Here is a 24496-nt window from a genome sequence, read left to right as displayed (position 1 = left end):
CGTGGTCGCGCCGCGATGCGGCTATGCACGGCAGGCCGTTTCCACGGCATGCTCGAAGCGATTGAGGATTTCGTGGATATCCGCTTCCGAAACGATCAGCGGCGGCAGGAACCGGAGCACCGCGCCGTTGCGGCCGCCGGTTTCGACGATGAGCCCGTTTTGCAGGCAGTTCCGCTTGATGGCTTTTGCCCGTTCCGTGTGGGGCGGGCCGGTTCGTCCATGGGTGCCGGGCACGACGACTTCAGCGCCGATCATCAGGCCGCGGCCGCGAATCTGGCCGAGGCACGGAAAGCGTTCGGCAAGCCCCTCGAGGCCGGCAACGAGCAGCTTGCCGACTCTGTCCGCGTGCGCCGACAGATTCTCCCGTTCGACGATGCGCATGGTCGACAAGCCGGCCACCATCGCAATCTGGTTGCCTCGAAAGGTACCGGCATGCGCGCCGGGCGGCCAGGTGTCCAGGCGCTCGTCATAGACCACCACCGATAACGGATAGCCGCCGCCGAACGCCTTCGACAGCACCAGGACGTCCGGCCGGATGCCGGAATGTTCGACAGCGAACAGCGCGCCGGTTCGACCGAGTCCGGTCTGCACTTCATCGACGATCAACGGGATTTCATGCCGCAGCGTCAGCTCACGCAACTCGATCAGCCAGGTGTCGGGGGCGGGGATGCAGCCCCCTTCGCCTTGCACGACTTCGACGATGATGGCCGCCGGTTTGGTGATCCCGCTCTCGGGATCGGACAGGACGGTCCGGATGTAGTTGATGCTGAGTTGATCGGTCGCCGAGCCGTCGGTGCCGAACGGGCAGCGAAAGGCATAGGGATAGGGCAGGAAATGAACGTCGCGTCCGTTGCCGCCGGCCGATTTCGGTGTGAGGTTTCCCGACACGGCGAGTGCGCCGGCCGTCATGCCGTGGTAGGCGCCGTGGAACGCCATGATCGTCGGGCGGCCCGTATAGTGCCGGGTCAGCTTGATCGCCGCTTCGACGCCGTCTGCCCCACTCGGGCTACAAAACTGGATCTTGCCGGATTCGGCGATCTTCCCGGGCAGGAGCGAGAAAAGCTGCTCGACGAACGCATGCTTGGCCGGCGTCGCCAGGTCGAGTGCCTGTTGCATCTGATCGGACGACAGAAACCGCATCACGGCTTCATTGACTTCCGGGTGATTGTGTCCGAGCGCGAGCGTGCCCGCATTCGACAGGCAGTCGATGTATTCCTGCCCGTCGGCGTCGCGTACGCGCATGCCCTTGGCATGGGTAAACAGCCGCGGGAAAGAGGTTGCGTAGGTTCGCGCGTTCGATTCGACCTGCTTAAGATACTCGAGTTTTTCCATGCGCGAAGATCCGGCTTGCGAGGCGGATTGATGGACACTGGCGCACGAGAATCGCTTCATCCCGGCCAATGGTGTTAACGGTACGACCGGATTGGAGCATGGTCGCCGTGTCCCGTCTGTCACGTAAAAATGGGACATCGGCCAGGCGACGTCACCCCGTCATGCCATTGCCTTCCGATCGTCGAAGCGGGGCTTCCAGGTGCGACGTCAGGCAGCGAGGGTCGAGCAGAAATAATCGATGGTCCGCCGCAGCCCCGTTTCGAGCCCGATCGTCGGCTCCCAGTCGAGGTGGGCGCGTGCGAGGCTGATGTCGGGGCAACGTTGGGTCGGATCGTCCTTCGGCAGCGGACGGAACACGAGCCGCGACTTCGAGCCGGTCAGGCGCAAGATGATCTGCGCCAGTTCGCTGACCGCGATCTCGTGCGGATTGCCAAGGTTGATCGGGCCGGTGAGCTCTGCGGGCGTGGCCATCATCCGGATCAAACCGTCTACCATGTCGTCGACATAGCAGAATGCCCGGGTCTGGCTGCCGTCGCCATACAGCGTGATGTCGTCGCCGCGCAGCGCCTGCACGATGAAGTTGGACACCACGCGGCCGTCGTTGGGATGCATGCGCGGCCCGTACGTGTTGAAGATGCGTACCACCTTGATTCGCACGTTCTGCTGGCGGTGATAGTCGAAGAACAGCGTCTCCGCGCAACGTTTGCCTTCGTCGTAGCAGGCGCGCGGCCCGAGCGGGTTGACGTTGCCCCGGTAACTTTCCGGTTGCGGATGCACATCGGGGTCGCCGTATACCTCGCTCGTCGAGGTTTGCAGAACGCGCGCATGCGTGCGCTTGGCGAGCCCCAGCATGTTGATCGCGCCCATCACGCTGGTCTTGGTGGTCTGCACGGGATCGAATTGATAGTGGATCGGCGAAGCCGGGCAGGCGAGGTTGTAGATCTCGTCCACCTCCACGTACAACGGAAAGGTGACGTCGTGGCGCAGCGCCTCGAAGCTCGGGTTGCCGAGCAGCGCCGCGACGTTCTGCTTCGTGCCGGTGAAATAGTTGTCGACGCACAAGACGTCGTGACCGAGTTCGACCAGGCGCTCGCAAAGATGCGAACCGAGGAAACCCGCGCCACCTGTTACGAGGATTCGCTTTCGATTACGTTGCACAATGGCACTCCAAGTATCGCGCGCCGGGACGCGACGCGGCCTCCCGGCTTGCTTGACCGGCCCGCGGCTCCGGCAGGGGAGCGGATCAGGCGCGCGGGCCTTTTCATTCGACGATCACGGCACCGGCCGGCACGCCGATCGCGAGGATCGGCCCGTCATGCCTGCAGTGCGCTCGACGCGGCGTGTTCCGCGCGCCGCATGCGGGCCGCGATGATGCCGGCCATCGTCCGCATTTCGTCTCTCAGAAAGAAATGATCTCCTTCGATGACGTGAAAATCGAAGCGCCCGGTCGTCGCGGCGCCCCAGCCGGCAACGGCATCGACGGGGACCTCGTTGTCCCCCCGGCCCGCGAATGCGGTGATATCCACTGCCAGCCGGGGCCCGGGCACGGGCCGGTGGTTTTCGATCAGCGTGAAATCCGCACGCAGCGCCGGCATCAGCAGCGCCATCAGTTCGCTGTTGTCCAGCACCGCTTTCGGTGTGCCGCCCATCTCGCGCAGCGCATCGATGAAGGCGCGATCGTCCAGCGCCTGCATGCGCCGATCGTGGCGCTCCTGGCCCGGTGCGGCACGCGCGCTCACGAACAGATGCCGCAGGTTCGGTCGTGCGTGGGCGGGAAGCCGCAGGGCCAGTTCGGCCGCAATCGCCGCGCCCATGCTGTGCCCGAGCAGCGCGAAGGGACGATCGAAGCAGTCGTCCAGGTCGCGCAGCAACGTGTCGACCAGCGTCGACATGTCTCGGATGGCAGGCTCGGACAGGCGGCCGCCTCGGCCGGCAAGTTCATGACGGCGCACGTCGATGCCGGGCAACAAGGTTTGCAGCGCGCGGTAGACGGCGGCCGAGCCGCCCGCATACGGAAAACAGATCAGACGCATGCGGGCGGGTACTCGAGTGGTGCATTGGCTGCTGGCGCACAGGCGATCGCGCTGTGGAAATTCACGTGTTCGGCGTTTGTCACCATTCAGGTTCCAGTCGTTGTTGGCATGGCGATGCGTCGGCAAGCCTCGCTTGGAGCGCAACGGGTGCGGCAGCGACGGACGTGTTGGTTTACGCGTCGATAGCCGATTCGTCGTCGCTGTGTACAAGCAGTGCGTCAAGCACATCGGAATTCATCGAAGCATTGACGGGCTTCATGAACCTTCAAGGTGCGTGCGCCGCCCGGATTCGGCGTGCGCCCGATCCGGTTGGGCATGAGTTAAACATGAGGCCGCGCGGATGTATGTCGTAGGAAGAGGGGACGCGCGTCGTCGGACATGTCGAATCCGTCCCTATCTGAATGGAGGGCGGCGTGGACACCGCGGAGTGCAGCGTCGCCCCCTTTGCCGACAGAGGCCGCCCGGCGCACAATACCCGTCGGAAATCTCTTCGGAGGCTGCCCGACATGGCCAGGTTCCAGCCCGATGGATGGCACACCGTCACGCCCCGGATCGTCGTGCCGGATCCGCACAATCTGATCGAATTCATCCGAACGGTATTTCACGCACAGGGCGAGTACCGCCCGGGGTTGCCCGCGGAAATCAGGATCGGTGATTCCGTCTTGATGATCAGCGGGGAAGATGGCCTGCGTGAGCCGATGCCGGCATTCCTGTACGTGTATGTCGAGGATGCCGACCTGACCTACCGGCGGGCGCTTGCAGCGGGTGCGACCACGCTCGAAGCCCCCGCCGACATGCCATACGGCGACAGGCGGGCGATGGTGCAGGATCCGTGGGGGAATCGATGGCAGATCGCGACGCATCAGCGCGACCTGTCGGTGGACGAGATTCGTTCGAGGCTGACGAACGGCGGCTAGATACCCGTCCGGGTGCGTCGAAGTGATCAGGATGCCTTTCTTCACTCCCAGATGATCGTCGGCACGGCTTCGCGCACTCGTCACGTACCGCTTTACCCCTGCCCCTGTCGCAATCGTCAAGATTCACGTCGCGTATCGGTAAAACCTCCCCGTTCCCGCCGCCGTTAACCCGTTCGCAGCCCATGCGCCCCGTGTTGCGACACGGCGCGCGTCTTTCGTGATCCGGAATCCACATCCGCCGCTGGCCGCGCCCGGCCCGCGCAAGGGAACGTCATGCGAAAACAACTCACTATCCGTGGTGGCCTCGTCGCGACCATCGCCGGCTATACCGTGCTGCTCGTGCTGGTGGTCGGCGCGAGCATCGCGGCCCTCTATATGGGCAACGGTTCGCTCGAGGCGATGTACCGCGACGACACCGCGTCGCTGCTGCACCTGAAGACCAGTTCCGAGCGGATGCTCGTGCTGCGCGAGCGCATGAGCGACGTCGCGCAGATCATCAGCGCCGGCCGCTCGGGCAAGGAAGAGATCGCGAAACTCCGCACGCTCCTCAAGCAGAGCAACGACGAACTGGATGCCTATGCGGGGCTGCACGCGCGCAACGCCGACGAGCAGGCGCTGTTCGACACGCTGCAGAATCGCCGTCGGTCGTTGCTCGACCGCGTGTTCCTGAAGGCGCTCTCGCAACTCGACGGCGACGACGGTTTCGGCTTCCTCGACACGCAACGTACCGCACCGCCCGAGCTGTTCGCCGCCTACCAGGAGGCGATCGATGCGCTCGAGGCGTTCCAGGTCGCGCGCGAAAAGGCGCGCTACGAGGCGGCCGGCGTGCAGTTCCACCGGATCGTGTGGGGGATGGCGGCGGTCGCGGCCTTCGCACTCGTCGTCGGCTTCCTTGCGCAGCGCGTGCTCGCGAAGGCGATCATCGAGCCGATCAAGCTCGCGGTCGACCAGTTCGAGAAGATCTCGACAGGCGACCTGACCGGAACGGTCGTCGTGCCCGGCGAGAACGAGATGGCCTATCTGCTGCATGCGCTGAAGCGGATGCAGGACGGCCTCGTCGACACCGTGAACCAGGTGCGCACGAGCACGGAGACGATCGTCGGCGACGTCCGCACGATCGCGAGCGGCAACGTCGACCTGTCGGCGCGCACCGAGCAGCAGGCCGTCTCGCTGCAACAGGCGGCGGCGAGCGTCGAGCAGCTGACGGCGGCCGTGCGCCAGAACGCGGACAACGCGCGCGATGCGCGCACCTATGTCGAAGGCGCGGCCGGCATCGCGTCGCGCGGCGGCGAGGCGATGCAGCGCGTGGTCGAGACGATGTCGGCGATTTCGCTCAGTTCCACGCGGATCTCCGGGATCGTCGGCGTGATCGAAAGCATCGCATTCCAGACCAACATCCTTGCATTGAACGCTGCCGTCGAAGCCGCGCGTGCAGGCGAGCAGGGGCGTGGCTTCGCCGTCGTCGCGACCGAGGTGCGCGGGCTCGCGCAGCGCTGCGCGTCGGCGGCGAAGGAGATCCGCGAACTGATCGGCCATTCCGCGCAGCGTGTCGAGGACGGCAGCGGCCTCGTCGCACTGGCCGGTTCGGCGATGGCCGAGCTCGTCGCGGCGGTCGAGCGCGTCAATATGATCATGAGCGAAACCGGCCAGGCGTTCGAGGAGCAAGCGTCGGGCATCGAGCAGGTGAACGCCGCGGTCATCCAGATGGAGCAGACGATGCAGCGCAATGCCGCGCTGGTCGAGGAGGCCGCGGCCGCGGCGCTGTCGCTCGACGAACAGGGCTCGCGACTGAGTGCGGCGGTTGCGCAGTTCCGTCTGCGTGACGAGGCGCTCGCCTGATGCACCGAGACGGGCGACCGGGAGCGGGATCGACGGGCCGGCTTGCCGCCAACGCGGTGCGCCGGCGTCGAAGCGGCACATTTCTGGTGCGGACTTCCTGACATGCCGATGTCGACGCGATCCCTGCACCGGCGCGATGAAGCACGACGATCGGCCGATCGCCGAACGCGATGCGACGCGGTCTGCGTTCAGGGGCCGCGAGGCAGCACGGCGTCGCCGCGATCCTTGCCGGTCAAGGCGGACGGACAATTTCTCCAACGTTCTCCACAGGGTTATGCACGGAAATTGTGGATAACTCGAGGAGATGAACGACAGCCGAAAATTTCCGAGCGCGCGTGTCGCAATGCGACATCACATCCTGCGAATTGCTTTGCTGGAATGATCGTTTCGTGGCGGTCAGCGAAGGGAATAGCATGAAGCTCCCTCTCGATTGACCGCCGTATGCGCGGCCAGTCATTGCGACCGTATCGGCCCGACATGACGACACTGAACGACTATCTCGAACAAAAGCGCGACGCGTGGCTCGCGAAAAAAGAAGCCGCCCGCAGCAATCCCGAACTCAAGGCGACCCCGCTGAAAGCGACCGTGCGCGCGCTGGGCCGCAGCGGCGTGCGGGAGATCCGCATTCGCGACTTCCAGGTGATCAGCGACAGCCCACCCGATTTCGCGGGCTACAACCTCGGGCCGGCATCGCCGGAGCTGCAGCTCGGCGTGCTCGGCAGTTGCCTGACGCACATCACGCTGATCCAGGCCGCGGAGCGCGGCCTGAAAATCGACTCGATCGAGGTCGAGGTGACCGGCGACCAGCATCCGCTCGCGCAGCAACCGGGGTTCGAGCATGTGCCGGTGTTCCCGCACAACCTCCGCTACACGCTCGATATCGTGTCGCCCGAACCGCCGGAGACGATCCGGGCACTGCATCAGGCGGTCGAGGCCATCTGCCCGATCTTCAACCTGCTGAGACTGCCGCAGACGATCGACGGCGAGTTGCGGCATACGCACGGTTGAAGTGCGCCGGTGGGTTGCAGCATGTCACCTCGCTGAGCGGTGAGCAGGCGCGCGACACCTCGCGCACCGTGGCGGCGCTCCGATACGGCTGCGATTCCTGCAGCACCGGTATTCGATGACGGATGCGTCGCCCCGGCGCTGAACGCGTGCCGAATCGTGGCCGGGCGACGCCGGTCGTGAACCGGCCGGCGCGAAGTCAGGCTTCGGAGGCCTGAAGGTCGCGCGTTCGGCGCGTCGTCTCGTCGGCACGATCCTGGAGCTGCTGGAATGCGTCCAGCAGCCGCGCGCGCAGCACGGCCTGCGTCGGGTCGCGTCGATCGCGCGGCCGGGCGACCCCGACGTGGATCTCGTCGTCGATGCGGCCCGGGTTGGGCGCGAGCATCAGCACGCGATCGCCGAGATACAGCGCTTCGTCCAGATCGTGCGTGACGACGATCGCGGCCGTCCGGTGCCGCGCGACGACATCGAGCAGCAGCGTCTGCAACCGCATCCGGGTGATCGCATCGACCGCGCTGAACGGTTCGTCGAGCAGCAGCAGGTCGGGCTCGCCGAACAGCCCGCGCGCGATCGCCGCACGCTGCGCCATTCCCCCCGACAACGTGGCCGGCAGTTGCCGCGCGACCCCGGCCAGGCCGACTTCGTCGAGCAGCCGTGCGACGGCCGGCTCGCGCCCGCCGCGCGGGCCGGCCGCAAAGCCGACGTTGTCCGCGATCGATAGCCACGGCAGCAGCCGCGGCTCCTGGAAGATCACGCCGGCGCGCGGGGACGGGCCGTCGAGCGCGACGCCGCCCAGCTTCACGCTGCCGCGGTAATCGGTGTCGAGGCCGGCGACGATCCGCAGCAGCGTGCTCTTGCCGCAACCGCTCGGGCCGACCACGCAGACGATCTCGCCGCGCGCGACCTGCAGCGGGACATCGGCGAGGATCGTGCGATCGCCGTAAAGCTTGCGGGTGATGCGCACGTCGAGCAGCGGTGTCGCGGTGCGCGCCGCCGTGTGTGCCGAAGAACGTGTGCTCATTGCGACCTCTTACGGGGCGTGGGGTCGAATGCATCGCGCCAGCCGAGCCAGCGCGACTCGATGCGCGCCATCGCGCCGTCGGTCAGCTTGCCGAGCAACGCCAGCAGCAGGATCGCCCCGAACACGAGATCGGGGCGCCCGGTTTCGCGGCCGTCGCTCAACAGGAAGCCGAGCCCGCGCGTGGCCGCGATCAGTTCCGCGGCGACCATGAACATCCACGCGAGGCTGAGGCCGGTGCGCAAGCCGGTGACGATCTGCGGCAGCGCGGCCGGCAGCAGGATGCGGCGGAACAGCGCGAACGGGCCGAGCCGGTACACCGCGCCGAGTTCGACGAGCTTGCGGTCGACGTCGCGTATGCCGGCGACCACCGCGAGGTGGACCGGGAAGAACGCGCCGATGGCGATCAGCGTGATCTTCGGTGCTTCGTCGATGCCGAGCCACAGCAGCAACACCGGCACCCATGCGAGCGACGGAATCGCGCGCAGCGCCTGGAATGTCGGTTCGAACAGCGCGTCGATCCGGCGGCTCAGGCCCATCGCCGCGCCAACGACGAGCGCGAGTCCGGCGCCCGCCGCAAACCCCGCCGCGACCCGCAGCGTACTCGCGCCGACATGACGCGCCACGCGCGTGACGCCGAGGCGGGCGAGCGTGTCGAGAATCTCGCTCGGCGCCGGGACGAGATGATTCGGCAGCCAGCCCTGCCGCACGACGACCTCCAGCAACGCGAGCGCCGCGAACGGCAGCGCGAGGCCCGCGATCCGCCATCGGCGAAGCGGATCGCGCCCGCCGGCGGCTGGCGAAGCGGGGCGGCGGGGCGCGAGCGTGTCGTCGCGGGCGGCGGTGTCGGTCATGGGCGGCAGCCTCAGCGCGATGCGTCGACGACCGGCCGTGCGAACGACGGATCGATCAGCGTATCGACGATCTTCGCGGGATCGACGCCGGGCTTGGTCAGCTGTTCGGCCGTCAATACGGGGGCGGCGGCCTTCAGCGCCGCGCGCTGGGTGTCGCCCGGAACGGGATCGCTGAAGTCGTTGCGCTGCAGCTGCAGTTTCGCCACCGGCAGCGACACCTTCGATTCGTCGGCGACGATCTGCGCGGTGTCGGCCGGATGCGCGACGATCCACTGGCGCGCGCGATCGTAGACCTTCAGCACGCGCGTGACCGCCTGCGGGTACTGGCTGGCGAACGCGTCGCGGACGTTCAGGAAACCATAGGTGTTGAACGTGACATTGCGATAGAGCAGGCGCGCGCCGTCGTCGAGCTGTGCCGCGGCCATGTGCGGATCGAGGCCGGCCCACGCATCGACCTGGCCGTTCGCGAGCGCGGTGCGCCCGTCCGGATGCTGCAGGTTGACGATTTCGACGTCGTCTCGGGTCAGGCCGACCGTGTGCAGCGCGCGTAGCGTGAACAGGAACGGATCGGTGCCGCGCGTCGCAGCGATTTTCTTGCCCTTCAGGTCGGCGAGCGAGCGGATCGGCGAATCCTTGCGGACCACCAGCGCGGTCCACTCGGGTCGGGAGAACACGTAGACCGTATGAATCGGGTTGCCGTTCGCGCGCGCGAGCACCGACGCGAGGCCCGCGGCGGACCCGAAATCGACCGCACCGCTGTTCAGGTATTCGAGCGCACGATTGCTGCCGAGGCTCAGCACCCAGCGAATCGACGTGCGGTCGGCCTTGAATTCGTCTTCGAGCCAGCCGAAGTGGCGGATCACCAGGCTCTCCGGTGAGTAGTACGCGTAGTCGACGCGGATCTCCGCGGGCGTCGCGGCGCGTGCATGCACCGAAACGAGGCTGGCGAACGCGGCAACGACGAGGGCCGCGGATTGCCACGCGCGGGACCAGGACAGCTTCATCGGGGATTCTCCGGAAGGGCGGCAAGATGCCGCGAACAGGCAGGGTGACCGGACAATGTAACGAAGCATCGGCGCGCCGTGAACGAAGCAATTCGCGATTGAACATGCACGCTGCTGCTAAGCGTGGATGACGAGCAACTTTATGACGCGGGCCGATTAATTTATCGATTTATATCGCTTGGGATAACGGAACCGGGAGAACAGAATGCGTGCTGCCGGAACGTGATGGCGTCGCGTGTCGAGCGGCGTCTGGCCGCGCATGGTCGCTGTCGATCGCGAATGAATATGCCCGACTTCCGGCTCCATGCGGACATCGCCGATCATTCGGCGAAAAACTAAGGAATGCGATGAGTTCGATCGATCTGAACGCCGTTACACCGGTTTCCTCGCCCATTCGCTCGGCAAGCGACGTCGCGCGCCTGATCAACACGGTGGACAGCTCGGTCAGCCATGCCCGGATGATCGTGCTGCTGGCGCTGGGCGGCGTGTTTCTCGATGCGTACGACCTGACGACGCTGTCCTACGGGATCGACGACGTGGCGCGCGAGTTCGGCCTGACACCCGCGCTGACCGGGCTGGTCGGGTCGGCGATCATGATCGGCACGATCTTCGGCAGCCTGATCGGCGGATGGCTGACCGACAAGATCGGCCGCTACCAGGTGTTCATGGCCGACATGCTGTTTTTCGTGGTCGCGGCAATCGCGGCCGGGCTGGCGCCGAACGTCTGGGTGCTGATCGGCGCGCGCTTCGTGATGGGGCTCGGGGTCGGCATCGACCTGCCGGTCGCGATGGCGTTTCTCGCGGAATTCTCGAAGTTCAACGGCCGCGGCAACAAGGCGTCGCGGCTCGCGGCGTGGTGCCCGATGTGGTACGTGGCGTCGTCGGCCTGCTTCCTGCTGATCTTCGGGCTGTATTTCCTGTTGCCCGCCGAGCATGCGGGATGGCTGTGGCGTGCATCGCTGATCTTCGGTGCGGTGCCGGCGCTCGTCATCATTCTGTTCCGGAACCGGTTCATGAACGAGTCGCCGCTGTGGGCTGCGAACCAGGGTGACCTGGCCAACGCCGCGCGGATTCTGCGCGAGTCGTATGGGATTCATGCGCACGAAGCAGAGGACGCCCGACGCGCGCCGAGCCAGCCGCCCGTGCGTATTCGCGTGCTGTTCCAGCGCCCATACCTGGGGCGCACGATCGTCGCCAGCGTGATGAACCTGTGCATCCCGTTCGAATACACGGCGATCGCGTTCTTCCTGCCGTCGATCCTGTCGCAGTTTCTCGGCGCGGGCGTGTTCGAAACGATCGCGGCTTCGCTGGCGCTGAACGTGCTGTTTGCATTCACCGGCGGCTTGCTGGGCATGCGCCTTGCCCATCGCCATGCGTCGCGGCATGTCGCGATCGCGGGCTTCGCGCTGCAGTTCGTCGCGCTCGTGGCGCTCGCGCTGGCAGGGCATCCGCATGGCGCGCTCGCGATCGGCTTCGTGCTGTTGATGCTCGGCACCTGGCTGTTCGCGGAAGGGTTCGGGCCCGGCGCGCAGATGATGATCTATCCGACGCTGTCGTATCCGGCGGCGATCCGCGGCACCGGCGTCGGCTTCGGGCGTTCGCTGTGCGGCAACGGCCAGGCGCTCGCGCTGTTCGTGCTGCCGATCCTGCAGGCGCGGCTCGGCACGGACATGTTCTGGGTCGTCGCGATCAGCGCCGCCACGCCGATCGTGTTCCTGTTGATCGTGCGTTATGAGCCGACGGCGCGTGATATCGATGATGACGGCGGTGTTTGAACGCGGTCGAGGTTAGTCTTCCTCAGGGAAACGCGCGCACGGTGGGTGCGCGCGTCGTCGTGGGTTGCCGCAGCCGCACGTTTCGCCCGCTCGATGGACGAGCGCGGAAGCACAGCCCGCATCGGGTGTCGAATGAGGGGAGAGGGGTGATCAGGTGATGGCGTGCCGGGCGCGTGGTGGCCCGACGCACCAGTTGTTGCTCATCGTGAAGCCGGCCGGCCCGCACACAGCAGGTCGACCAGCCGCCGAATGGTCGTCACGCTCAGGCGGCCACCCGCTCGGCATCGCGCTTGACCTGCTCGATGTCGCGATACTGCGCGGCCGGATGCTCGTCCGGCAACCGCGCCGACCCGCCGAACAGTTTCTCGCGCAGCGTGCCCGGCGCATAGCCGGTCGGATACACGCCACGCCGCTGCAATTCGGGCACGAGATAACGCACGACGTCCTCGAAGGTTTCGTGCGCCACCGCATACGCGAGGTTGAAGCCGTCCACGTCGGTGGCGGCGACCCATTCCTGCAGAATGTCCGCGACGGTTTCCGCCGACCCGACGAACACCGGCCCCAGGCCGCCGATGCCGCCCCAGGCCGCCAGCTCCTCGATCGTCCACGCGGTGTCACCGCCCGCCAGGTGCTCGACCGCCGACACGATCGCATTCGTTTCGACGCGCCGGACGGGATCGTTCGGCGCGTACTGGCCGAAGTCGATGCCGGTCCAGCCGGACATGAACACCAGCGAGCCGTCATACGACACGTACTTGCGATACTCGTCGAACTTGGCCTGCGCCTTCTCGTCGGTTTCGTCGACGATCACGGTGACGAGGTTGTAGATCAGGACCTTGCTCGCGTCGCGCCCGGCGGCCGTGGCCTGCGCGCGCACGTCGGCCACGTAGCGCGCGAGCTGCGGGCGGGTCGGCGCGGCGACGAACACGCATTCCGCGTGCTGCGCGGCGAACGCCTTGCCGGGACCGGACGCGCCGGCCTGGAACAGCACAGGCGTGCGCTGCGGCGACGGCTCGCACAGGTGGTAGCCGGGCACGTCGAAGAAACGGCCCTTGTGGCCGATCTCGTGCACCTTCTCCGGATGCGTGAACACGCGGCCGTCGCGATCGCGCACGACCGCGCCGTCTTCCCAGCTGCCCTCGAACAGCTTGTACAGCACCTCGACGTATTCGGCCGCGACCGCATAGCGGTCGTCGTGCGTGCGCAGGCCGTGATCGCCGACGTTCTTCGCGCCGCTTTCGAGGTAGGACGTGACGATGTTCCACGCGAGCCGGCCCTTCGTGTGATGGTCCGCCGTCGACAGCCGGCGTGCGAACGTGTACGGGTGCTCGAACGTCGTCGATGCGGTGATGCCGATGCCGAGATGCTCGGTCGCCATCGCGATCGGCGCGGCGAGCTGCAGCGGATCGTTGACGGGGATCTGCGCGGCCTGGTGCAGCGCGTGGTAATTGCTGCCCTTGTAGACGTCGTAGTAGCCGATCACGTCCGCGATGAAGATCGCATCGAAAATCCCGCGTTCGAGCACGCGCGCGAGGTCGGTCCAGTAGTCGAGATCCTTGTATTGCCACGACCGGTCGCGCGGATGGGCCCACAGCCCGGGCGACTGATGGCCGACGCAGTTCATCTCGAAGGCATTGAAGCGGATGGTCTTGCTCATTGGGCGGCTCCTGTTTCTGCGTGCGTGCTCGTGTTTGAACTCGCACCCGGGCCGTTGCCGATCTGCCAGACGAACGGCGGCGTGCGCCCGTTGATGACCCAGTCGCCGACGATCCGCGCCTTGTAGACGAGCGGATTGTGCGACGACACGGTGCGCGCGTTGCGCCAGTGACGATCGAGCGCCGTCGTGCTGCGGGTCGCCGACGCGCCGAGCGCGTCGAACAGGCGCGTCGCCGCGCGCAGCACGAGGTCCGACACGACGAGCTGACTTTGCGCGGATTCGATCTCGGCCGCGACGTTCGCATCGTGCTCGGCCGCCTCGTCGCCGCCGAAGTGCGCCTCGTAGGCCCGTTGCAGCGGCTGCGCGGCGCGCAGCGCGAGCGCGTCGGCCGCATAGGCCCACGACGCGATCTCGCCGATCACCTGCTGCAGCTGCGCGTCGTCGGCCGCGCGCGGGGCGTTGCCGTGGCTGTACACACGGGTGCGGCGGCGCACCAGGTCGCCCGCGTCGCGCACGATCGCGTGGCCGATGCCGGCCAGCGTCGCGACGTGGAAGAGCTGGTAGAACGCCGTCTGGTACTTGAAGCGGCGCGCGAAGTCGATCACGTCCCGCGCGTCGACCGTCGCGTCCTCGAAGCGCGTGGTGCCGCTGCCGGTCGTCGTCTGGCCGAAGCCGTCCCAGTCGTCTTCGCGAATCACGCCGGGTTGCGCGGTCGAGACGGCGACGATCACGTCACGGCCGTCGTCCGCGCGCTGCGCGAACACGTCGATCCAGTCGGCGAACAGGCTGCCGGTGCTGTAGAACTTCCGGCCGTTCAGCACGAGCCGGCCATTCTTTTCGGATACCTTCGTGATGGTCTGGCCGAGCGCCACGTCGCCGGTTTCCGTCCATGCATTGCCGACGAGCTGGCCGCTCGCGAAGCGGTCGAACCAGGTCTGGCGATCGGCGCCGGGCGGCGCGTTCAGCCAGTCCTCGACGAACGCGAAGTGCCCGCGCAATGCCTGCGGCAGATTGGAATCGGCGGTAGCGAGCTCGGTCAGCAGCCGGAACAGCTGCGGCAGCGACGCGCCGGCACCGCCATCGCGCACCGGCAGCCGCACGGCGCCGAAGCCTGCGGCCTTCAGCCAGCCGATCGCCTCGTGCGGCAGCTCGCGGCGCCGTTCGCGTTCCGCGGTGCCGGCCGCGATGCGTTCGAAGATCGGCCTGAAGCGGCTGGCAAGCGCGTCATAGTCAGTGCCGGTGGAAAGTTCGGTTGCTGCGGGAGAAGAAGTCATGCGGAGGTCCTTGAAAGGCGGGGCCGTCGATGCCGGCAGGCCAGTATAGGAAGCACGCTGCTGACGATCCAATAACGGATTCGTACATCGTTATCGTCACCGGGCATTACGCGGGCGAGGCGGCGTGGCGTCGATGCCGGGGCGTCGATATCGTCGCTGACGCGCGGTTCATTGCGGGCCGCGCGCTGCATCGTTTGTCATGCGAAGGAATATCGTTGTGCGAATCGCTCGGTTTGCCGGCGTACGGCGTGCTGCTAGATTGAATGTTTCCGTCAATCAGCAGGAGAGCCCGATGTCAGAGACGAGCGCCACGATCCAGGAACGGCCGGCCGATCCGCAACCGCAAGCGGCCCGCGTGATCGCCGACGACGCGCAGGCCATCGCGGCCGCGCACGCGCTTGCGCAGCGGCTCGCGGAAGGCGCGGCCGAGCGCGACCGGGAGCGCCGGCTGCCGCGTGACGAGATCGAATGGTTCTCGCAGTCGGGGCTGTGGGCCATCACCGTGCCGAAGGCGTACGGCGGCGCGGGCGTGTCGCACGTGACGCTGACCGAGGTGGTGAAGATCGTCGCGGCGGCCGATCCGTCGCTCGGGCAGTTGCCGCAGAATCATTTCGGGCTGGTCGACGTGATCGCGCTGACCGGCACCGACGCGCAGAAGCGCCACCTGTTCTCGGAAGTGCTGAGCGGCAAGCGGTTCGGCAACGGCTTTTCGGAGAAAGGCACGAAGCACGTGCTCGACCTGAAGACGCGCGTGCGGCGGGACGGCGACGATTACGTCGTCGACGGCACCAAGTTCTATTCGACCGGCGCGCTGTTCGCGCATTACGTGCCGGTGCTCGGCCTCGACGACACGGGCCACGCGTGGCTCGCATACATTCGCCAGCCCGCGCCGGGGCTGACCGTGATCGACGACTGGTCGGGGTTCGGGCAACGGACCACCGCGAGCGGCACCGTCGTGCTCGACAACGTGCGCGTGCCGGCGTCGCACGTGCTGCCGGCGCAGCGCGTGTCGGATCTGCCGACGCTGAACGGCCCGCTGTCGCAGATCATCCAGGCCGCGATCGACGCGGGCATCGCAAAGGCCGCGCTCGACGATACGCTGGCGTTCGTGCGCTCGCGCACGCGGCCGTGGGTCGACAGCGGCGTCGAGCGGGCGGCCGACGATCCGTTGACGATTCGCGAGGTCGGCCATCTGCACATCCAGCTGCATGCGGCGGAGGCGCTGCTCGAGCGCGCGGCGCGTACGCTCGACGAGATCGCGGCGCGCGGCGACGTGACCGAGGACGACGTCGCACGCGCATCGGTGGCGGTGGGCGAGGCGAAGGTGCTGACGACGGAAATCGCGCTGCTGGCGGGCGAGAAGCTGTTCGAGCTGGCGGGGACGCAGTCGACGCTGGCCGAGCACAACCTCGACCGGCACTGGCGCAATGCACGCACGCATACGCTGCACGATCCGGTGCGCTGGAAATATCACCTCGTCGGCAACTACTACCTGAACGGCGTGCGACCGGCGCGCCATGCGTGGAATTGAACGCGTGGCGATCGTGGTGTCATGGCTCGGTGACGGATGAGTGCGTCATCGCGGTCGAACGCATCCGCGTGTTCACGTGCGAAACCGGCAATGCGTTCGTCGAAGCGCAATTGCCGGGTATCGGGCAGATGAATGCTGCATGGAGGGCGTCATTGCCCCGGCGCGGCGACCACACGAAGCAGCCGTATCGGCTGCATGAGCCGGCTTACCGAGGCGATTCCGGCAACGTGTAGTCGAAGCGGTACGAATGCAGGCCGTTGTCGATGGTGATGATCATCGAGCCGGCGAGCCCCAGCAATTCTCCCGTGCCGGAATCGGGCACGACGATGATCGACTGCTGCGGCTGCCCGCGAGCCATGGTGGAGCTGTGCTGCAGGACGAAACTGCCGTGGCGGCCGCCCAGCGCGCCTTGCACGGTTTCCATTGCCACATAGCCGGCGGAGCCCGGGATGCTGCTTCGAAACGCTAGCATCTCTCCCTGGCTGACGGCTTCCAGGTCGCCGTGATACTGCTTGTCCAGCGACATGCGGCCGAGCCCGGTCTGTTCCGCGACGGCACTCAGGGATTCCGGATTCAGCTTCACTTCAAACGGACCATTGGCCAGCAGTGTCATTGCAGCACTCCTCGTCGAATTGGCAACCCGCACTATAAGCCAACCGGGTTCTGCTGGAGGTTGTAGTTCGCTTGATATACCGGAATCAAGGGCGGATCGGATTGCGGATCGTATGCCGCGCGGCGCTTGCGGCGATAATCGGCGTCCCGATCTCGACCGCTTTCCCCGATGACTTTCCCAGCGTTCACACCCTTTCAGGATCTGGCCAACGCGTTGCTGGCGCACTGGCGGGATGCCAATGGCGACGGCTCGCACGACACGTCGCATCTGCAACGCGTGTGGAAGAACGCGGCTGCGATCCACGCGCAGGAGGGTGGCGACGCGGAGGTGCTGTTGGCGGCGACGCTGCTGCACGACTGCGTGGCGGTGGAGAAGGATTCGCCACTTCGCGCGCAGGCATCGCGGCTGTCGGCGGAAAAGGCCCGGCAGGTGCTGAAGTCGCTGGACTGGCCGGATGCGAAGATCGACGCGGTTGCACACGCGGTCGAGGCGCACAGTTTTTCGGCCGGTGTCGCGCCGAAGACGATCGAAGCCAAGGTGCTGCAGGACGCCGACCGGCTCGATGCGATCGGCATGGTGGGCGTCGCGCGGTGCTTTTATGTCGCGGGCCGGATGGGCAGCGCGTTGTACGACCCGGCGGATCCGCACGCATCGGCACGGGCGCTCGACGACACGCGATTCGCGATCGATCACTTCCGCACGAAACTGCTGAGGCTTTCAACCGGTTTTCAGACCGTCACCGGTACGCGTATGGCGATCGTTCGCCGCGATCGATTGCAGCGCTTTCTCGACGAGTTCTCCGACGAAATCTGACTGTGCCGATGTGGCTTTCAGGTGCCGACGTCGTCTGCAGCGCAGGGCTCGATGCGGATGACGGTCGCGGCACGACAGTAGAGCAGGATCCCGAAGCCGGTCGACGGATACAGGTCGATCTGGATGCGGCCATCGTCGCAATGAGAAAACCGCAGATCGTAAATCCACGACGGGAGCGCGACATTTTCCGTCGCGAACTCGGTTCCCTCTACGTCCTCGAACAGGAACGTAATCCGACAAGGCGTTTGCGGCCCCTTCCATGCCGGATTGTCTTGCCCGGCATGACGGATCGTGAGTTCCATATCCGTTTGCCATCCACCGTTCACGTTGACCCGGCGCAGTGCGATGGCCAGTACCCCGGCGTCATGAAATTTCGGCCAGTAGCCATAGACGCTGCGTATCAGCCACGCATGCTCGACCGCGCTCTCGTCCGTCTCCTTGCGGTTTCTGTATTGATCCGATTCCCACGACTCGGGCAAGTCCTCGACCATCGCTTCGAGCTGCTTGACCAGATACCGTTCCGCTTCTTCGAGCGAGCCCCGGAAATCGAGCGTGGTCGCCGCGCAGCCGATGCGGCCGTGGTGCGCCGCCTGCACGATCTCGTAGCCGACGGTGATCGCTCCGTCGCTGTGCGGGCTCAGGTAGTAGCCGATGTCATAGGTCAGCCGGCGCGCATTCTGCCGAACGTAGTGGAGCGTGTTGGGGTAGTTCGACTGAAGCGGCATGCTGTTCTCTCGGTATGGTTGGCTAGCAGTCCATGGGCGCCTTGCTTGCGACAGGCGCGGCACGTGCGCTTGCGCTCGCGGTGGCCGATCCCCGGTATGCCGGCCCGCACGATCGAGCGGCGATGCCGGAACTGTCGGCGCTCTGCCGGCGGCTGTCAATCGTCCATCGAGGGCCGGTGGCGGAACAGGTCGGGGTTGAGGGGAAGCGCGATGATCGACCGGCGTGGCCGGCAGTACCACCTTGAAAAGCCCGACGTCAAACTTGACGAAGACTCAACGGCTCCATTGTTTCGAATCGCGGCGACCACGTCGGCGCGCAACGCGATGCTTCAATCGTCACCGACCTGATAAAGCGCCTGCACCTGCGCCAACTCGTTGATGAACTGATCCTTGAGCGCCTGCGGCCCGAGGATCTTCACGTGTGCGCCGAACCCCAGCAATTTCCGCGCGCCGTGCTCGATCGATTCGATCGGCATCAGGAACGCCGTCCATCCCGGCGGCACCTCCGTGCTGCCTTGTTCCGGCGCGACAGGCTCGGCCTTGATCCGCGCGTTGGCCAGCCAGGTTTCGCCGCGCGGCGACACGGCGATATGGGCGGTCAGCCGATTGAGGTCGGCTTCGTACCGGCTCATCGCGTCGCGCCAGTGCGTCGCGAGGTCGAATCGCGCGGGCCGTTTGAAGCGGCGGCGCGATGCATCGAGTTCGAGGATATTCGCGAGCCGGAACGTGAGTGCGCCGGGCTTGCCGACCACCCTGGCAACCAGGTACCACGCGCCGCCCTTGAGCACCAGGCCGAGCGGTTCGAGTTCGCGGCGGGACACGCCGCGCCAGCTCTGGTATTTCACGTCGATACGATACGAACCCCACACTGCATCGGCCACGTCACGCAGGCATGCCGGCGTTTCCTGCGCGCGGTACCAGTCGACGGTGTCGACGTGCAGCCGGCTGGCGACGCGATCGGCATGCTCGCGCGAGCCGGGCGGCAGGCTCGCGATCATCTTCAGCCGCGCGGAAGTCGCCATGCCGTCGAGGCCCAGTTCTCTCGCCGGCCCGGGCAGGCCCGCCAGAATCAGCGCGTGCGCTTCGTGCTCGGTGAGCCCGGTGAGATCGGTACGCCAACCGTCGCTCAACTGAAAGCCGCCGTTGCGGCCGCGATCGCCCCAGATCGGCACGCCGGCCGTGGAGAGCTGGTCGATGTCGCGCAGGATCGTGCGCTCGGATACTTCCAATGCTTCGGCGAGCGCCGGTGCGGTCATCCGGCCGCGCGCTTGCAGCATCATCATGATCGACAACAGGCGGCTCGCTTTCATGAACGACACGTTACCTCAAATACCTGACATGAGGTGTCATGTTATCGGGCTTATGCTTTCGCGCATTCCCGATCCGTTTCATCGACGCGGGTGACGCAGCATGACATCACGAGGGATCAAACAATGAAGATCATTTCCGGGCCGCTGAGCATGTTTGGCGCGAAGGTCGAGATTGCCGCGCACGAGAAGGGCATCGACTTCGAGCTGGTGATGGTGCCGTTCAGCCAGCGTCGCGGCTACGATCCCTGGCATCCGGACGTGTTGCGGATCAACCCGAAGCGGCAGGTGCCGGTGCTGATCGACGGCGATCTGGAACTCTTCGATTCCACGCAAATCTTCGAGTATCTCGAGGATCTGCAGCCCGATCCCGCGCTATGGCCGGCGCATCCGGCGGCGCGCGCGATCGCGCGTCAGCTCGAGCACTGCAGCGACGAAATCTATTTTCCGCATGTCGTCAGGCTGATGGGGCTGGAGGAGACACCGGACGATCCGGCCGCACAGGCTGCACGCGCTGCGGCGGCGCAATACTATCGGCGCATGGAGCACGTGCTGGCGGATCGCGCGTTTCTGGCCGGAACGTATTCCTATGCCGACATCGCGTTCTACATGGCGCAGTTGTTCGGCGCGCGCAAGGGCGCACCGATGACGGACGAAACGCCCCGCCTGCTCGCGTGGCGTGAACGGATGACGGCGCGCCCCGCCGTGCGCAAGGTCGCCGGCGCGATGGCCGGCTATCTTGCCTCGATCGGAGAAGCGGTTCCCGATTTTCTTCGCGGGCTCGTCTAGCTGCGTTCGAGAGCGGGCAGGAGACGGCCTTCAGCCGCAAGGGCAACTGAAGGCCGCAGTGGCCTCGTCAATTTTCAGCCGCGGATGAACGCGAGCAGATCGGCGTTGATCGTTTCGGCGTTGGACGTGGGCATGCCATGCGGGAAGCCCGCATACGTCTTCAGCGTGCTGTTCCTCGCCAGCTTCGCCGACAGGAGCCCGGAATCCGCATATGGGACGATCTGGTCGTCGTCGCCATGCATCACGAGAACGGGGATCGTGGTGCTTTTCAGGTCTTCGGTGAAGTCGGTCTGCGAGAACGCGACGATGCCGTCGTAGTGCGCCTTCGCGCTGCCCATCATGCCCTGCCGCCACCAGTTCCAGATGACGCCTTGCGACGGCTTCGCGCCGTCGCGGTTATAGCCGTAGAACGGGCCGGCGGGCACGTCGTAGTAGAACTGCGCACGGTTCGCCGCGAGTTGCGCCTGGAGGTTGTCGAACACGTCTTTCGGCAGGCCGCCCGGATTGCTGTCCGTCTTGACCATCAGCGGCGGAACGGCGCTGATCAGCACGGCCTTGGCGACGCGGTCTTCGCCGTGACGGGCGACGTAGTGGATCACCTCGCCGCCGCCGGTCGAATGGCCGACATGAACGGCGCCTTGCACGCCGAGGTGATTCACGACCGCGGCGACGTCGTCCGCGTAGTGATCCATGTCATGACCGTCCCAGACCTGGCTGGAGCGCCCATGGCCGCGACGGTCGTGCGCGATCACGCGATAGCCCTGTGCCAGGAAGAAGAGCATTTGCGCATCCCAGTCGTCGGCGCTGAGCGGCCAGCCATGATGAAAGAAGATGACCTGCGCGTCGCGCGGCCCCCAGTCCTTGTAGAAGATGTCGACGCCATCCTGCGTTGTGACGTATCCCATGTCTGCTCCTGTTCGGTGGGCGATATCGATTCGTGACGGTCCTGCCGTTCGCGAGGGTCGCCAGGCCGGCGCTGCGCATGCGGTGGCATCCGCTGCCCGCCTGCCTTGGCGATGCGTTCACTCTAGGTTTAAAGTTAGGTTTAATGTCAACACGCTGGAGAGGCAGGGATGAGAATCGGCGAGCTCGCGAAGCTCAGTGGCCTGACGGCCTCGCGGATCCGTTTCTACGAGGCTGAGGGGCTGCTCACGGCCGTGGAGCGCGGCACGAATGGTTATCGCGAATACGGCGACGACGCGGTGTGGATGCTCGAGATCATCGCCGGCGCACAGAGCGCCGGATTCTCGCTGGAGCAGATCCGCCATCTGCTGCCGTTGAAAGCCGGCAACTGGCAGCATGACGGGCTGGTGGAGGCGCTCGAACGGAAAGTCGCCGAGATCGACGCGATGCAGAAGCACCTCGAGGAGAACAAGGCGCAACTGCGCGTTGCGATCGACAGCATCAAGAACCGGCCGGCCGAACTGACCTGCTCGGAGCGTACGCGCTGGGTGATGGACCGGTTGCGCAATCCGGGCGAGGTGTCGACACCCGGCAAGGGTCGTCGCACGACCGCCAAATGATCCGGCGCCGGCATGCTGAGCGCCTGCCGGTCGCCCGGACGCAATCCGACGTGCCCCTCTACTCGGGGCCTTGACCTTAAAGTTGACTTAAATCTTAGAGTGCTTGCTGACGGCGGTGAGTCAGCGGGCATCGGGTGTTGCCTGCCACGGTCGATCATCGACGAGAGGCGACGAACATGGACAGGCGGTTTACACAGGTCGAATTCGGCCCACACAAGGTCGACGTGCCCGAAGGCGGGTACTACGACCGGTTCCGGATGAATCCTGACCTCGACGAAGTGGCGCGCGATCCCGCGGCGGGGAACATCGATTTTTTCCGTCGGATTCCGAAGCGTCAGGTTGCGTCGCGGGTCGGCCCGACTTGGGCGCCGAATTTCTACTACCGTTCCAGCAGCATTCAGCTGCTGTTCCTTGCGCCGCTCGAACGCCTGCGGACCACGCTGCCGGTGCCGCTCGAGCCGTTGCGCGCGCTCCCCGGGTACGGGCTGGTCGCGCTGACCTTCTTCTCGTATTCGGTGTGCGACAACGATCCGTATGACGAAGTGTCGGTCGCGGTGGTGATCCGGCGGCCCGGCTCGACCGGATCGCACGCGCTCGAGCTGCTCGATTCGATGCGGCGCCGGAGCTTCTTCGCGCACGTGCTCGCGCTGCCGGTCACCACGGAAATCGCGCGGGTGCGCGGCGTGCACGGCTATCAGCTGCCCAAGTGGCTCGCCGATATCGACGTGAAACTCGACGCCACCGCCAGCGCCCGCATTGCCGGCCCCGGCGGCCGGCCGGACCTGAGCCTGAGCGTGCCGATGCCCGAGCTGACGAACGTCGCGTCGCAGTCGCACATGGGCACGTCGACGATGATCAACCGCATCGACGGCGAATGGCACCAGACATTCGTGCAGACGAATGCGCTATCGTTCGCCCAGCGCCTGCTGCCGCGCAACGTCGAGCTCGTGCGGCACGGCGGCCCGCTGAGCCAGCTGCTCGACGGGCTGGGCGCATCCACCATCCTGCGTCTCGACGTGGTGAAGGACGCGCAGCTGGTGCTGAACCTGCCGACCCCGTTGAAGGCCTTCGATGAACCCGGAAAGCCACGCTGACGCCACGCCACTTCGCGGCACGCCCGCGCCGAAGGAATCGCCCATGACCCGTCCGACCCACGATCTCGTCGTATTTGGCGCCACCAGTTTCGTCGGGCAGATCCTCGCCCGCTACCTGTCCGAGTACCTGTCAGGCAGCGGCGAGACGCTGCGCTGGGCCATCGCCGGCCGTTCCGAAGCGAAGCTCAGGCAGGTCAGGGATACGCTGGGCGCGGCCGGGCAGTCGGTGCAGATCATCGTCGCCGACGCGGCCGACGAAGCGCAGCTTCGCGCGCTCTGCGCACAGACGCGGGTGGTCGTGTCCACCGTTGGCCCTTATGCGCTTTACGGGGAGCCGCTGGTCAGGGTCTGTGCGGAAACCGGCACCGACTACTGCGACCTCACGGGCGAGACGCAATGGATCAAGCGGATGATCGACAGGTACGAGCCTGCTGCGCGTCAGTCCGGCGCGCGCATCGTCCATTGCTGCGGCTTCGATTCGGTGCCGTCGGACATGGGCGTGTTCTTCCTGCAGCAGCAGGCGCGGCAGCAGTGGGGCGTGCCGGCCGCGCAGGTGAAGATGCGGGTGAAAACGCTGAAGGGCGGCGCGTCGGGCGGCACGGTGGCGAGCGTGATCAACGTCGTCCGGGAAGCGGCGGCCGATCCTGCGTTGCGCCGGGAACTGCTCGATCCGTATTCGCTGTGCCCGCAGGGGCATGGCTTCACGATGCGCCAGCATGCGGTGCGATCCGCCGCATTCGATCGCGACTTCGACGCGTGGATCGCGCCGTTCGTGATGGCGGCGATCAACGAGCGTGTCGTGCATCGCTCCAATGCGCTTGCCGGCAATGCGTACGGCAGCCGCTTCACGTATGACGAAGCGGTGATGACGGGCACGGGCCTCAAGGGCCGGCTGACCGCGGTGACGATGGTGGCCGGTCTCGGCGCGTTCATGGTGGGTGTCGTCATCAAGCCGGTGCGCGGCCTGATGGAGCGCTTCCTGCTGCCGAAACCCGGCGAGGGGCCGAGCGCCGCGGCGCAGCTGGCCGGCCGCTACGATCTGCGCTTCTTCGGCCGCACCGACGACGGGAAGACCTTGCGCGTGAAAGTCACCGGCGATCGCGATCCCGGCTACGGCTCCACCGGCAAGATGCTCGGCCAGGCCGCGATCAGTCTCGCGCTGGATTGCGTCGACGACGGCGTCAAGACCGGACGCGGCGGCGGCTTCTGGACGCCCGCGACGATGTTCGACGCGCGCTACATCGAGCGCCTGGTTTGCCATGCGGGGCTGCGTTTTGAAGTGATTTGAGCGCGCGCCGTCAGGTCGCCATTCGACAGGAAGCCGATAAAGATCGGATTGCGAAACAACATCGGGAGACAAAAGACAGTCACGACGGGGCAGATGGCCGGACGC

At 66.2% G+C, this 24496-nt stretch carries 22 protein-coding genes; 10 read left to right on the top strand and 12 right to left on the bottom strand.

Going from position 1 to position 24496, the window contains the following annotated elements:
• Positions 1 to 21: 21 nt before the first annotated feature.
• The 3 genes from CFB39_RS34605 to CFB39_RS34595 all read right to left on the bottom strand — a co-directional run bounded on the left by CFB39_RS34605 (position 22) and on the right by CFB39_RS34595 (position 3491).
• Complete coding sequence (locus CFB39_RS34605) at positions 22 to 1332, bottom strand: diaminobutyrate--2-oxoglutarate transaminase family protein (protein ID WP_089476338.1); 1311 nt, start codon at positions 1330 to 1332, stop codon at positions 22 to 24.
• A 207-nt stretch (positions 1333 to 1539) separates the two neighbouring features.
• Positions 1540 to 2490, bottom strand: a complete 951-nt coding sequence (locus CFB39_RS34600) for a UDP-glucuronic acid decarboxylase family protein (RefSeq protein WP_089476337.1) — start codon at positions 2488 to 2490, stop codon at positions 1540 to 1542.
• A gap of 155 nt (positions 2491 to 2645) precedes the next feature.
• Positions 2646 to 3491, bottom strand: a complete 846-nt coding sequence (locus tag CFB39_RS34595) for a thioesterase II family protein (RefSeq protein WP_256991525.1) — start codon at positions 3489 to 3491, stop codon at positions 2646 to 2648.
• Between the two features lie 287 nt (positions 3492 to 3778).
• On the opposite strand from CFB39_RS34595, the gene CFB39_RS34590 reads away from it, so the two are divergent.
• From CFB39_RS34590 to CFB39_RS34580, 3 genes are all read left to right on the top strand, one after another.
• The gene (locus tag CFB39_RS34590; RefSeq protein WP_256991524.1) at positions 3779 to 4282 is read left to right on the top strand and encodes a VOC family protein; all 504 of its coding nucleotides are present in this window, start codon (positions 3779 to 3781) and stop codon (positions 4280 to 4282) included.
• 273 nt (positions 4283 to 4555) lie between these two features.
• Positions 4556 to 6121 carry a methyl-accepting chemotaxis protein gene (locus tag CFB39_RS34585; RefSeq protein ID WP_089476335.1) on the top strand — a complete coding sequence of 522 codons (1566 nt, stop codon included), beginning with the start codon at positions 4556 to 4558 and terminating at the stop codon, positions 6119 to 6121.
• Between the two features lie 477 nt (positions 6122 to 6598).
• Complete coding sequence (locus CFB39_RS34580) at positions 6599 to 7129, top strand: OsmC family protein (protein ID WP_089429879.1); 531 nt, start codon at positions 6599 to 6601, stop codon at positions 7127 to 7129.
• A 196-nt stretch (positions 7130 to 7325) separates the two neighbouring features.
• Here CFB39_RS34580 and CFB39_RS34575 read toward each other — a convergent pair whose 3' ends face one another.
• Genes CFB39_RS34575 through CFB39_RS34565 form a run of 3 tightly spaced genes read right to left on the bottom strand, consistent with a single transcriptional unit; the run spans position 7326 to position 10002 of the window.
• On the bottom strand, positions 7326 to 8147 hold the full coding sequence (locus CFB39_RS34575; protein WP_089476334.1) for an ABC transporter ATP-binding protein: 822 nt from the start codon (positions 8145 to 8147) through the stop codon (positions 7326 to 7328).
• A complete protein-coding gene (locus CFB39_RS34570) occupies positions 8144 to 8998 on the bottom strand; it encodes an ABC transporter permease (RefSeq protein ID WP_175238964.1) in 855 nt (284 codons plus the stop codon). The genes CFB39_RS34575 and CFB39_RS34570 overlap by 4 nt, the downstream gene beginning before the upstream one ends.
• Positions 8999 to 9009: 11 nt before the next feature.
• On the bottom strand, positions 9010 to 10002 hold the full coding sequence (locus CFB39_RS34565) for an aliphatic sulfonate ABC transporter substrate-binding protein (protein ID WP_089476333.1): 993 nt from the start codon (positions 10000 to 10002) through the stop codon (positions 9010 to 9012).
• A 347-nt stretch (positions 10003 to 10349) separates the two neighbouring features.
• Here CFB39_RS34565 and CFB39_RS34560 point away from each other — a divergent pair, with 347 nt between their 5' ends.
• Entirely contained in the window at positions 10350 to 11777 is a 1428-nt protein-coding gene (locus tag CFB39_RS34560) for an MFS transporter (RefSeq protein WP_089476332.1), read from the top strand.
• A gap of 262 nt (positions 11778 to 12039) precedes the next feature.
• On the opposite strand, the gene CFB39_RS34555 is transcribed toward CFB39_RS34560, so the two are convergent.
• Together CFB39_RS34555 and CFB39_RS34550 are read right to left on the bottom strand one after the other, a co-directional pair.
• A complete protein-coding gene (locus CFB39_RS34555; protein ID WP_089476331.1) occupies positions 12040 to 13434 on the bottom strand; it encodes an LLM class flavin-dependent oxidoreductase in 1395 nt (464 codons plus the stop codon).
• Positions 13431 to 14708, bottom strand: a complete 1278-nt coding sequence (locus CFB39_RS34550) for an acyl-CoA dehydrogenase family protein (RefSeq protein WP_089476330.1) — start codon at positions 14706 to 14708, stop codon at positions 13431 to 13433. The genes CFB39_RS34555 and CFB39_RS34550 overlap by 4 nt, the downstream gene beginning before the upstream one ends.
• A 292-nt stretch (positions 14709 to 15000) precedes the next feature.
• Between CFB39_RS34550 and CFB39_RS34545 the strand changes: the two genes are divergently transcribed.
• Positions 15001 to 16239, top strand: a complete 1239-nt coding sequence (locus tag CFB39_RS34545; RefSeq protein WP_089476329.1) for an SfnB family sulfur acquisition oxidoreductase — start codon at positions 15001 to 15003, stop codon at positions 16237 to 16239.
• Between the two features lie 205 nt (positions 16240 to 16444).
• Here the strand turns inward: CFB39_RS34545 and CFB39_RS34535 are convergent, their stop codons facing one another.
• A complete protein-coding gene (locus CFB39_RS34535; protein WP_089476327.1) occupies positions 16445 to 16852 on the bottom strand; it encodes a DUF3224 domain-containing protein in 408 nt (135 codons plus the stop codon).
• Between the two features lie 168 nt (positions 16853 to 17020).
• On the opposite strand from CFB39_RS34535, the gene CFB39_RS34530 reads away from it, so the two are divergent.
• Positions 17021 to 17665, top strand: coding sequence for an HD domain-containing protein (locus tag CFB39_RS34530; RefSeq protein ID WP_089476326.1), 645 nt, complete (start codon positions 17021 to 17023; stop codon positions 17663 to 17665).
• Between the two features lie 17 nt (positions 17666 to 17682).
• On the opposite strand, the gene CFB39_RS34525 is transcribed toward CFB39_RS34530, so the two are convergent.
• Together CFB39_RS34525 and CFB39_RS34520 are read right to left on the bottom strand one after the other, a co-directional pair.
• Positions 17683 to 18390 (bottom strand): Imm50 family immunity protein, encoded by a 708-nt coding sequence (locus CFB39_RS34525; RefSeq protein ID WP_089476325.1) that lies wholly within the window; start codon positions 18388 to 18390, stop codon positions 17683 to 17685.
• A gap of 329 nt (positions 18391 to 18719) precedes the next feature.
• Positions 18720 to 19700 (bottom strand): YafY family protein, encoded by a 981-nt coding sequence (locus CFB39_RS34520; RefSeq protein ID WP_089476535.1) that lies wholly within the window; start codon positions 19698 to 19700, stop codon positions 18720 to 18722.
• A gap of 123 nt (positions 19701 to 19823) precedes the next feature.
• On the opposite strand from CFB39_RS34520, the gene CFB39_RS34515 reads away from it, so the two are divergent.
• A complete protein-coding gene (locus CFB39_RS34515; RefSeq protein ID WP_089476324.1) occupies positions 19824 to 20486 on the top strand; it encodes a glutathione S-transferase family protein in 663 nt (220 codons plus the stop codon).
• Between the two features lie 74 nt (positions 20487 to 20560).
• On the opposite strand, the gene CFB39_RS34510 is transcribed toward CFB39_RS34515, so the two are convergent.
• Positions 20561 to 21391, bottom strand: a complete 831-nt coding sequence (locus CFB39_RS34510; protein WP_089464154.1) for an alpha/beta fold hydrolase — start codon at positions 21389 to 21391, stop codon at positions 20561 to 20563.
• A 168-nt stretch (positions 21392 to 21559) separates the two neighbouring features.
• Here CFB39_RS34510 and CFB39_RS34505 point away from each other — a divergent pair, with 168 nt between their 5' ends.
• The 3 genes from CFB39_RS34505 to CFB39_RS34495 all read left to right on the top strand — a co-directional run bounded on the left by CFB39_RS34505 (position 21560) and on the right by CFB39_RS34495 (position 24391).
• A complete protein-coding gene (locus tag CFB39_RS34505) occupies positions 21560 to 22009 on the top strand; it encodes a MerR family transcriptional regulator (protein WP_089476323.1) in 450 nt (149 codons plus the stop codon).
• A 176-nt stretch (positions 22010 to 22185) separates the two neighbouring features.
• Positions 22186 to 23103, top strand: coding sequence for an acetoacetate decarboxylase (locus CFB39_RS34500; RefSeq protein WP_089476322.1), 918 nt, complete (start codon positions 22186 to 22188; stop codon positions 23101 to 23103).
• 43 nt (positions 23104 to 23146) lie between these two features.
• Positions 23147 to 24391 carry a trans-acting enoyl reductase family protein gene (locus CFB39_RS34495; protein ID WP_089476321.1) on the top strand — a complete coding sequence of 415 codons (1245 nt, stop codon included), beginning with the start codon at positions 23147 to 23149 and terminating at the stop codon, positions 24389 to 24391.
• Positions 24392 to 24496: the final 105 nt, after the last annotated feature.

The organism is Burkholderia sp. AU6039 (assembly GCF_002223365.1).
Classification (GTDB): domain Bacteria; phylum Pseudomonadota; class Gammaproteobacteria; order Burkholderiales; family Burkholderiaceae; genus Burkholderia.
Note: the sequence above shows the minus strand (reverse complement) of the source record. Positions and strands in the feature narration are given on the sequence as shown.

Bases quoted from the DNA above. Each gene is read 5' to 3' on its own strand.
- CFB39_RS34530 (WP_089476326.1), top strand. From the start codon at position 17,021: ATGACTTTCCCAGCGTTCACACCCTTTCAGGATCTGGCCAACGCGTTG.
- CFB39_RS34605 (WP_089476338.1), bottom strand. From the start codon at position 1,332: ATGGAAAAACTCGAGTATCTTAAGCAGGTCGAATCGAACGCGCGAACC.
- CFB39_RS34580 (WP_089429879.1), top strand. From the start codon at position 6,599: ATGACGACACTGAACGACTATCTCGAACAAAAGCGCGACGCGTGGCTC.
- CFB39_RS34585 (WP_089476335.1), top strand. From the start codon at position 4,556: ATGCGAAAACAACTCACTATCCGTGGTGGCCTCGTCGCGACCATCGCC.
- CFB39_RS34575 (WP_089476334.1), bottom strand. From the start codon at position 8,147: ATGAGCACACGTTCTTCGGCACACACGGCGGCGCGCACCGCGACACCG.
- CFB39_RS34555 (WP_089476331.1), bottom strand. From the start codon at position 13,434: ATGAGCAAGACCATCCGCTTCAATGCCTTCGAGATGAACTGCGTCGGC.
- CFB39_RS34565 (WP_089476333.1), bottom strand. From the start codon at position 10,002: ATGAAGCTGTCCTGGTCCCGCGCGTGGCAATCCGCGGCCCTCGTCGTT.
- CFB39_RS34535 (WP_089476327.1), bottom strand. From the start codon at position 16,852: ATGACACTGCTGGCCAATGGTCCGTTTGAAGTGAAGCTGAATCCGGAA.
- CFB39_RS34515 (WP_089476324.1), top strand. From the start codon at position 19,824: ATGAAGATCATTTCCGGGCCGCTGAGCATGTTTGGCGCGAAGGTCGAG.
- CFB39_RS34550 (WP_089476330.1), bottom strand. From the start codon at position 14,708: ATGACTTCTTCTCCCGCAGCAACCGAACTTTCCACCGGCACTGACTAT.
- CFB39_RS34500 (WP_089476322.1), top strand. From the start codon at position 22,186: ATGGACAGGCGGTTTACACAGGTCGAATTCGGCCCACACAAGGTCGAC.
- CFB39_RS34525 (WP_089476325.1), bottom strand. From the start codon at position 18,390: ATGCCGCTTCAGTCGAACTACCCCAACACGCTCCACTACGTTCGGCAG.
- CFB39_RS34505 (WP_089476323.1), top strand. From the start codon at position 21,560: ATGAGAATCGGCGAGCTCGCGAAGCTCAGTGGCCTGACGGCCTCGCGG.
- CFB39_RS34560 (WP_089476332.1), top strand. From the start codon at position 10,350: ATGAGTTCGATCGATCTGAACGCCGTTACACCGGTTTCCTCGCCCATT.
- CFB39_RS34510 (WP_089464154.1), bottom strand. From the start codon at position 21,391: ATGGGATACGTCACAACGCAGGATGGCGTCGACATCTTCTACAAGGAC.
- CFB39_RS34495 (WP_089476321.1), top strand. From the start codon at position 23,147: ATGACCCGTCCGACCCACGATCTCGTCGTATTTGGCGCCACCAGTTTC.
- CFB39_RS34570 (WP_175238964.1), bottom strand. From the start codon at position 8,998: ATGACCGACACCGCCGCCCGCGACGACACGCTCGCGCCCCGCCGCCCC.
- CFB39_RS34545 (WP_089476329.1), top strand. From the start codon at position 15,001: ATGTCAGAGACGAGCGCCACGATCCAGGAACGGCCGGCCGATCCGCAA.
- CFB39_RS34520 (WP_089476535.1), bottom strand. From the start codon at position 19,700: ATGAAAGCGAGCCGCCTGTTGTCGATCATGATGATGCTGCAAGCGCGC.